Origin of the sequence: Nostoc sp. (assembly GCF_036917155.1) — a bacterium.
In the GTDB taxonomy this organism is placed as follows: domain Bacteria; phylum Cyanobacteriota; class Cyanobacteriia; order Cyanobacteriales; family Nostocaceae; genus Nostoc.
Map to the genome: position 1 here is coordinate 66,211 of NZ_JBALDZ010000218.1, position 6,589 is coordinate 72,799.

General features: G+C 45.6%; 7 protein-coding genes. 1 reads left to right on the top strand and 6 read right to left on the bottom strand.

What is annotated here, in order from left to right:
- Positions 1–556: 556 nt before the first annotated feature.
- From V7K67_RS29100 to xseA, 5 genes are all read right to left on the bottom strand, one after another.
- Positions 557–721, bottom strand: coding sequence for a hypothetical protein (locus tag V7K67_RS29100; RefSeq protein WP_334708434.1), 165 nt, complete (start codon positions 719–721; stop codon positions 557–559).
- Between the two features lie 8 nt (positions 722–729).
- Positions 730–1,197: a response regulator gene (locus tag V7K67_RS29105; RefSeq protein ID WP_334731473.1), complete on the bottom strand. Its 468-nt coding sequence runs from the start codon at positions 1,195–1,197 to the stop codon at positions 730–732.
- A complete protein-coding gene (locus V7K67_RS29110; RefSeq protein WP_334731474.1) occupies positions 1,194–3,566 on the bottom strand; it encodes an ATP-binding protein in 2,373 nt (790 codons plus the stop codon). Before V7K67_RS29110 ends, V7K67_RS29105 begins: the two co-directional genes overlap by 4 nt.
- A 160-nt stretch (positions 3,567–3,726) precedes the next feature.
- The gene (gene xseB, locus V7K67_RS29115) at positions 3,727–3,954 is read right to left on the bottom strand and encodes an exodeoxyribonuclease VII small subunit (RefSeq protein ID WP_094348247.1); all 228 of its coding nucleotides are present in this window, start codon (positions 3,952–3,954) and stop codon (positions 3,727–3,729) included.
- Positions 3,947–5,215: an exodeoxyribonuclease VII large subunit gene (xseA, locus tag V7K67_RS29120; protein ID WP_334731475.1), complete on the bottom strand. Its 1,269-nt coding sequence runs from the start codon at positions 5,213–5,215 to the stop codon at positions 3,947–3,949. The genes xseB and xseA overlap by 8 nt, the downstream gene beginning before the upstream one ends.
- Before the next feature lie 152 nt (positions 5,216–5,367).
- On the opposite strand from xseA, the gene V7K67_RS29125 reads away from it, so the two are divergent.
- A complete protein-coding gene (locus V7K67_RS29125) occupies positions 5,368–5,616 on the top strand; it encodes a hypothetical protein (protein WP_335169500.1) in 249 nt (82 codons plus the stop codon).
- 148 nt (positions 5,617–5,764) lie between these two features.
- Here V7K67_RS29125 and V7K67_RS29130 read toward each other — a convergent pair.
- Positions 5,765–6,589: hypothetical protein (locus V7K67_RS29130; protein ID WP_442943956.1), on the bottom strand; the 825-nt coding region annotated here is incomplete at its 5' end.

Here is a 6,589-nt window from a genome sequence, read left to right on the forward strand (position 1 = left end):
TCTAACCTACTTATAAGACTTATATCACTTTTCCCAGAAAACAATCTATAACTATTCATTCACTAATACAAATTTTTTATGAAGAGCATATCTACTTTATTAGTTATTATTATATAGGACTAGTATTTGATTTTTGAAATATACGTAGGGTGCGTTACGCAACGCTTTCACACCCTACAAATACTTAGATCTTTTCAGAAATCAAATATGATTCCTATAGACATTTTATGTAAACAACTTAAAATCCTTTTTATCTATTTTTACATATCTGCGGAATATGATTTGAATCCTAATTTTCATGACTCAATTTTAGAGAGGTCTAAAATATCGTTAATCAATGTCATTAAGTGTTACCCGGGAGCATCCACTTTTGGAAGAAACACCGGGCGATTGGAAATCGCGGCTACACAAACTTTCGTCCGCCTGCGCGGACTCTCTGAAACCCGCGTAGGCGGGTTTTGTTTGTATAGCCCCAGACTTCTAGTCTGTTCGCGTAGCGTGCGCCTTAGCGCAGGGCGATCCGCCAAAACAGGATGCTCCCTGTTACCCACTATGTTCAATGATGTTTAAAAACTGGCTTTGTTTCGCGGTTAAGCTGGTAAACACTTCCTCTAAAATTGGTATGGGAATACTCCTGTTCGTGCAGTAAATACCGCCAATAGATTTCTCGATCTTCTGGGGAATCATCAACAATTAAGACAATGCGCGATCTCTGACTCATGACTAATTCTATGGATAATCAGGCAGCGTCGTCACTTCAAACCAATATTCTACAAGCATCTGAATATCTCGTTTCAGTTGAGCAAAATTAATTGGCTTAACGATGTAGCTGTTAACACCATATTGATAACATACTTCAATATCTTTGGGATTGTTAGAGGTAGTAAACACCACCACCGGAATCATCTTCAAGTTGTCATCCTGTTTAATCCGGCGTAACACTTCTCGTCCATCGGTTCCGGGTAGGTTCAAGTCAAGCACAATCAAGCCGGGCTGGGGCGCACTCTGGCGCTCTACATAACTGCCAGTCCGATAAAGAAACGCCAAGGCTTGTTCGCCATTCACACATCGCTGAATGGCAAGAGCAATGGTAGAGCGTCCTAGAAATCGTTGCAGTGTCTCAAAGTCTTCGTTGCTATCCTCCACAATTAAAAGTAGTGGCATTTCCTGGATATGGGAGGCTGAAATCTGAGTCATGTATTTGCATTTGCCTCCGCCGACAGGGTGAAGTAAAACGTACTGCCTTGAGTGAGGGTAGATTCCACCCAAATTCTACCACCGTGACGTTCCACAATTTTGCGGGCAATGGTTAACCCTACCCCAGTCCCACCGCCAAAGTCGTCCCGTCCATGTAATCGGCGGAATATCTGAAAGATTTTGTCGAGATGCTCTTGGAGGATGCCAATGCCATTATCACGAACGTAGAAGCACTGGGGATTGGGGAAGGTGGGGCCCCCTCTGGGGATAAGGGGTAATGGGGATTGGGGAAGGTGGGGCCCCCTCTGGGGATAAGGGGTAATGGGGACTGGGGATTGGGGAAGAAATTCTTTTGAGATTTGGTTGGTTTGCCCCGATTCGATGAAACCAATTTCGACCCACTTCTGGGGTTTATCATTGTACTTGATGGCGTTGCTGATTAGGTTGCTGAAGAGTTCATTAATCTGAGCGCGATCGCATTGAATGCTCTTAAAGGGTTGAGGAATGCGAAACTCAACTTCGCTCTGCGGTCGGGCAATGGTCAATATGGTGATTACCTGCGGGACTAACTCATTCAGATTCACTGGTTGCCGGATCAGTTCGGCGCGTCCCAATCGGGAGAAATGGAGGAGTGAATTGATCAGGTCTTCCATCCGCTGGGTCAGCCGCACCAGGGTTTGGAGTTTGGCAATTCCATCGTTATCCAGTACCTCTGCATAGTCCTCCATTAGGAAATTAGCGTAGTTGTGAATGCCCCGGAGCGGTTCTTTCAAGTCATGGGAGGCGACGTAGGCGAAAGAATCGAGTTCTTCGTTACTCCGTTGTAATTCAAAATTCATCGATGCCAGTTTGTCCGCTTGCCGCAACACCACACCTACAACCAGGCTTCGTAGTTCCACAACCGCTTCAACTTCACAGGGTTTCCAGGGTAGGGCAGACCCTTGCACCGTTTCTTGCCATAATTCAAAGGATTTGCGAGGAGACATTCGCAAACTGCCATCTAACAAAACTTCCACAGGCTTGTTGGGGTTGCCGCCCCAATTCACAGTTTGAATTTTCTCTGGACGAAACCAGAGAATGTAATTATGATGAACTCTAGAAATTTCTAGGGCTAAAACGCCACTGGCGATCGCTTTATATGACTCGGCAGCAGGGTAGTTTTTCGTGAGCGATCGCGTCTCAAACAAGTTATGATGCAGGTGAGGTTTAATCCAATCAAGTAAGGCGTGAACCTCCTCCTCTGATGGCGTTTTACCCAGTCGAATACACTGATCGCCACTACATATCACCGCTCCCGTGGCGCTGGTCAGATTGAGTAATTGAGATTTCAGTTGTACCATCCCATCCAGGAAATACTCAGCCTGAGACAACCCTTCGATAAATTGAGTTTGCAGTGATTTCAATTGCCTTTTATAATCAATGTCTTCACTCGCTTCTTTATTTGCCAGTTCCACAGACATCACCTGTCCAATGAACTCGCACATAGTGCGGATATTGTAAGGAACATATTTAGGTGAGGAATGATGACAGGCAATTAATCCCCAAAGCTTTTGTTCGTGCATTAGGGAAATAGACATGGAGGCAGTCACACCCATATTTTTCAGATATTCTAGATGTAACGGAGAAACACTCCGCAACACCGATAGACTCAAATCGAGCGGTTGATTTGTCAAGGGATTGTTCGCTGGAATTAAGGTAACAGGCTGGTAGCTGGCATCTGGAATCAGCCGCAGCCAGTTGAGGGTGTATAGCTGTCGGGCTTGCTTGGGAATGTCAGAGGGGGGATAGTGTAAGTCCAAATAGGGCATTTCTTGATTGGTGTCTTCAGCGATGACCCTGCCTGCCCCTTCCTCATCGAATCGATAGACCATGACCCGTTCAAAACCAGTAATTCGCCGGACTTCTGTAACCACAATCTGGCACATTTTCAACAGTGTGGGTGCTTTCTGAATGCGGGTAATGGTTCCTCTTACCTGTTGATAAAAGTCAAAGAAGTTTGTTTTGTCTTTTGCTTTTTTCGGCTCTAATTCCAGAATAATGATATTATTTAAATGATGTATGATGCCATCAAAATAAATTAATTTACTCAGATATTTGATAGATAAATTGAGGGGATTAACGCTCTCAAAATCTTCGGAAAGACATTGTTGAATCAGCTTAATCTGCTTGGCATCAAGTAAATCTGACAGCGACTTACCCAGCAATTCATCAGGTTGACGACCAAAAACTTCCTGAGTGTTGCTGCTCACCTGAAGGATTTCCAGGGTAGAATCTTGCAAAACCAGTAAAACCCCGTGAGGCTGGATCAGACTGGGAATGTGGATCGGTTCGTGATCGCAGTTCGTCAAATCAATGATCTCATCAGTCATTCTCAGTTTCTCAAACTCCTCATTAGAACTTTGGTAGAAATCAGAAATGTTTAATATGTAGTCAAGATGAAAATTTACATAAGTCCTTGACTTTTCTACGAATTGGTAGAGCTGCGGATTGAAATTCGACTATTTCAGCCTTAATGGCAGACTCTAGCTTCTACTCTTGGCTTAATGTTTCAATCAACAAATCTACCTGCTGTTGTCGCTGCTGCAAAAAACCTTCGCACTGACGCAAATACTCCACAGCAGTTGCAAATTGGTCAAACACAGCTTCCAATTCCAACTCACCCGCCTCAATGCGAGTAATAATTCCCTCTATCTCAGCCACCTTCGCCTCATAATTCCAACCTTCCTCAGAACTAGAAGCACTCTTACGTTTAACCATTCAACTCTCTGCGTCCTTGGCGTCTTGGCGGTTCGTTTATTTCCATAACCTTCACTTTAACCCCACCCTGCCCCAACTGAATCACTAAATCTTGCCCCACAGCCAACTCCGCCGCCGAACGAGCGATCGCTCCATCTTCCCGCCTCACCACCGCATAACCACGCTGTAACACTGCTTTCGGGTCAAGACTAGCCAACTTCTGCCGCAATAATTCTAAATGCTGCGTTGCTTGCTGCGATCGCCCCGTCGTAATTTGCACCAAATGCTGACGCTTCCAAGCTAGCTTTTCCACCTCCTGCTGCACTTGCCGATCTAACCGCAAACGTCGCAAACGATTCCGCAATACTTGCAGTTTATTCTCAGCATTTTCCCTAAAGTCATGCACCGCCTCATGTAAAGCAACAACTCGTTGGCGATGCTCAGTATACAACTCCGAAAGTGCTGGTACAACCATTTCTGCTGCCGCAGTCGGTGTATGCACACAGATATCTGCAACTAAATCTGCTAAAGATTCATCCCGTTGATGGCCGATACCAGTAATTACAGGAATGGAACAACTAGCTAGCGATCGCACCACTCGTTCATCATTAAAACAAGCCAACTCTTCCACCGCACCACCACCCCGCGATAAAATTAGCACTTCGGCGCGTCCATCTCTTTCCACCCGCTCAATTGCTTTGACGATAGATTCAGGTGCTTGCTCACCTTGTACTGTCGCGGGAGAAAACAAAACATGTAAACCTGGATACCTTTGCCTCAGGGTTTTTTGAATATCACCCCAAGCCGCCGCCGTTGGTGAAGTGACGACAGCGATCGTTTGGGGGTGGGTGGGGAGCGATCGCTTTCTTTGCACGTCGAATAACCCCTCAGCCAGCAAGCGATTTTTGAGTTGTTGATAGCGCAACGCCTGTAAACCAACACCAGCAGGTAAAGTCTGCCAAACTGATAACTGATACTCTCCCCGTTGCGGATAGACGCGGATGCTGCCCAAAATGATTATTTGCTCACCGGGAACAGGCATTTGGGCGAGTTTTGGCAATTGGCTATTCCATACTACACACTTAATTCCGGCGGTGCGATCGGGATCTTGCAGCGTGAAAAATAACCCACTGCGATGGCTGTTAGCGCTGGAAACTTCGCCAGTTACCCAAACTTGCCGTAATTGTTTATCTTGCTCTAACAGGAAGCGGATATAGTCAGTTAATCCAGATACCGAAAGCGCTGTATCGAGAATTAGAGAGTCGGGAAGGTCGAGAGTCATCAAAGATGCCTGAAAGCATTTGTGCTGGAGAGATCCTAGCATTTTTCATGAAAACCAAAGCTTAACCCAGTAAACGCTTCAATCTTTTGTAGACACTACGCTTTGGCTCCCTTGAGTACACCAAAGCTAGAGCCATCGCCCAGATTCCCAAGTTGAATGAGCGCGTTGCCGAATTAGAACAAGCTATTGCTAACGACTGGTCTTTAAGTGAAATCAGACAGCGCATTATTGAGAAGAAAACCCCAGCCTCTATCCCAAACACCGAGTCTAACAATTACAAAGAGCGCTTTACTGCTGCCACTACCAAACTAAGAAAGTCGCGTATTTGGTCAGACCCGAAGAAGCGCAAGCAAATAGAGAAACTGCTGGCACAACTGGAGACGCTGACAAATGTTGAGTAAAGGCAAGAGGTTATTACCAAGGAAGGCAGGAGGGAGCAGGGGTTTAAGACCTCTGAGTCTATACGGCACTTACAATTGGGAGGGGTCTGAATCCTCTCCCAATTCTTCCTTCTGCCTTCTGCCTCCTGCCTCCTTCAAATTTTTCCCATCAGCAAAAACCTGAGTTTTTGTAGGTGCTTGTGCTGGTTGAAGGTGGTTCGATATTTTGGCCAGCAAATTTGAGTAGGTTAGCAAAGATAACTGTCTGATCACCACCTAAAATTGGCTGCCAATCTTTAGGTGCTTTATTAATATAAGATTCCTGATCAGAATCTAAAAGTCCATAAAACACCTCGGCTACAATTCGACCACCTACCCAACCTAGCTGAGTTTTAGCACCAACACCATTGAGTAACTCTACTTCGGAAAAACTTTTTCCCACACCAAAGTGATCTACTAAAGGAGCTTGACCCTCAGCTAAGATGTAGAACCAGAGTGGGGTGTCGTTTTGCAGACTCTCAGCAATTGGCTCAAACTTGAACAGTGCATCCCCCGCCGAATTTTGACCTGCCGGTTGGCGCACACTGAGTTGATCTGATGTGAGAGGGATAGCCTGAGTAAAACCTTTGTCCTGTAAAGCTTTGACAATCTGTTGCCCGCCTTGTACTCTGTAGTTGTTGCCTCGCAATAAATTAAGCAGTGCCAGGGATGGACGTGGTGGTACTACTTTCGTGTCTGGCAAAGTGTCAGGGCTGATTGCATCTTTAACTTCTTTAATAACCCCTCCAACATTCTGGCTGGTTGGCAACACAGGGGACGGTAAAACGCCAAGTGGATCAACCAAGTTGGAATCAATTTTGTAAGCTAGTTGTAAGCGTACTTTTGAATCGGGCGTATCCCCAGCAGGACTTTCACGAGGCTCATTGGGTAACACTCCTGGACTTGTGAGTGGGAAAAAGCGCGCCCAGTTATCAATGACGTGATGACTCGGTAG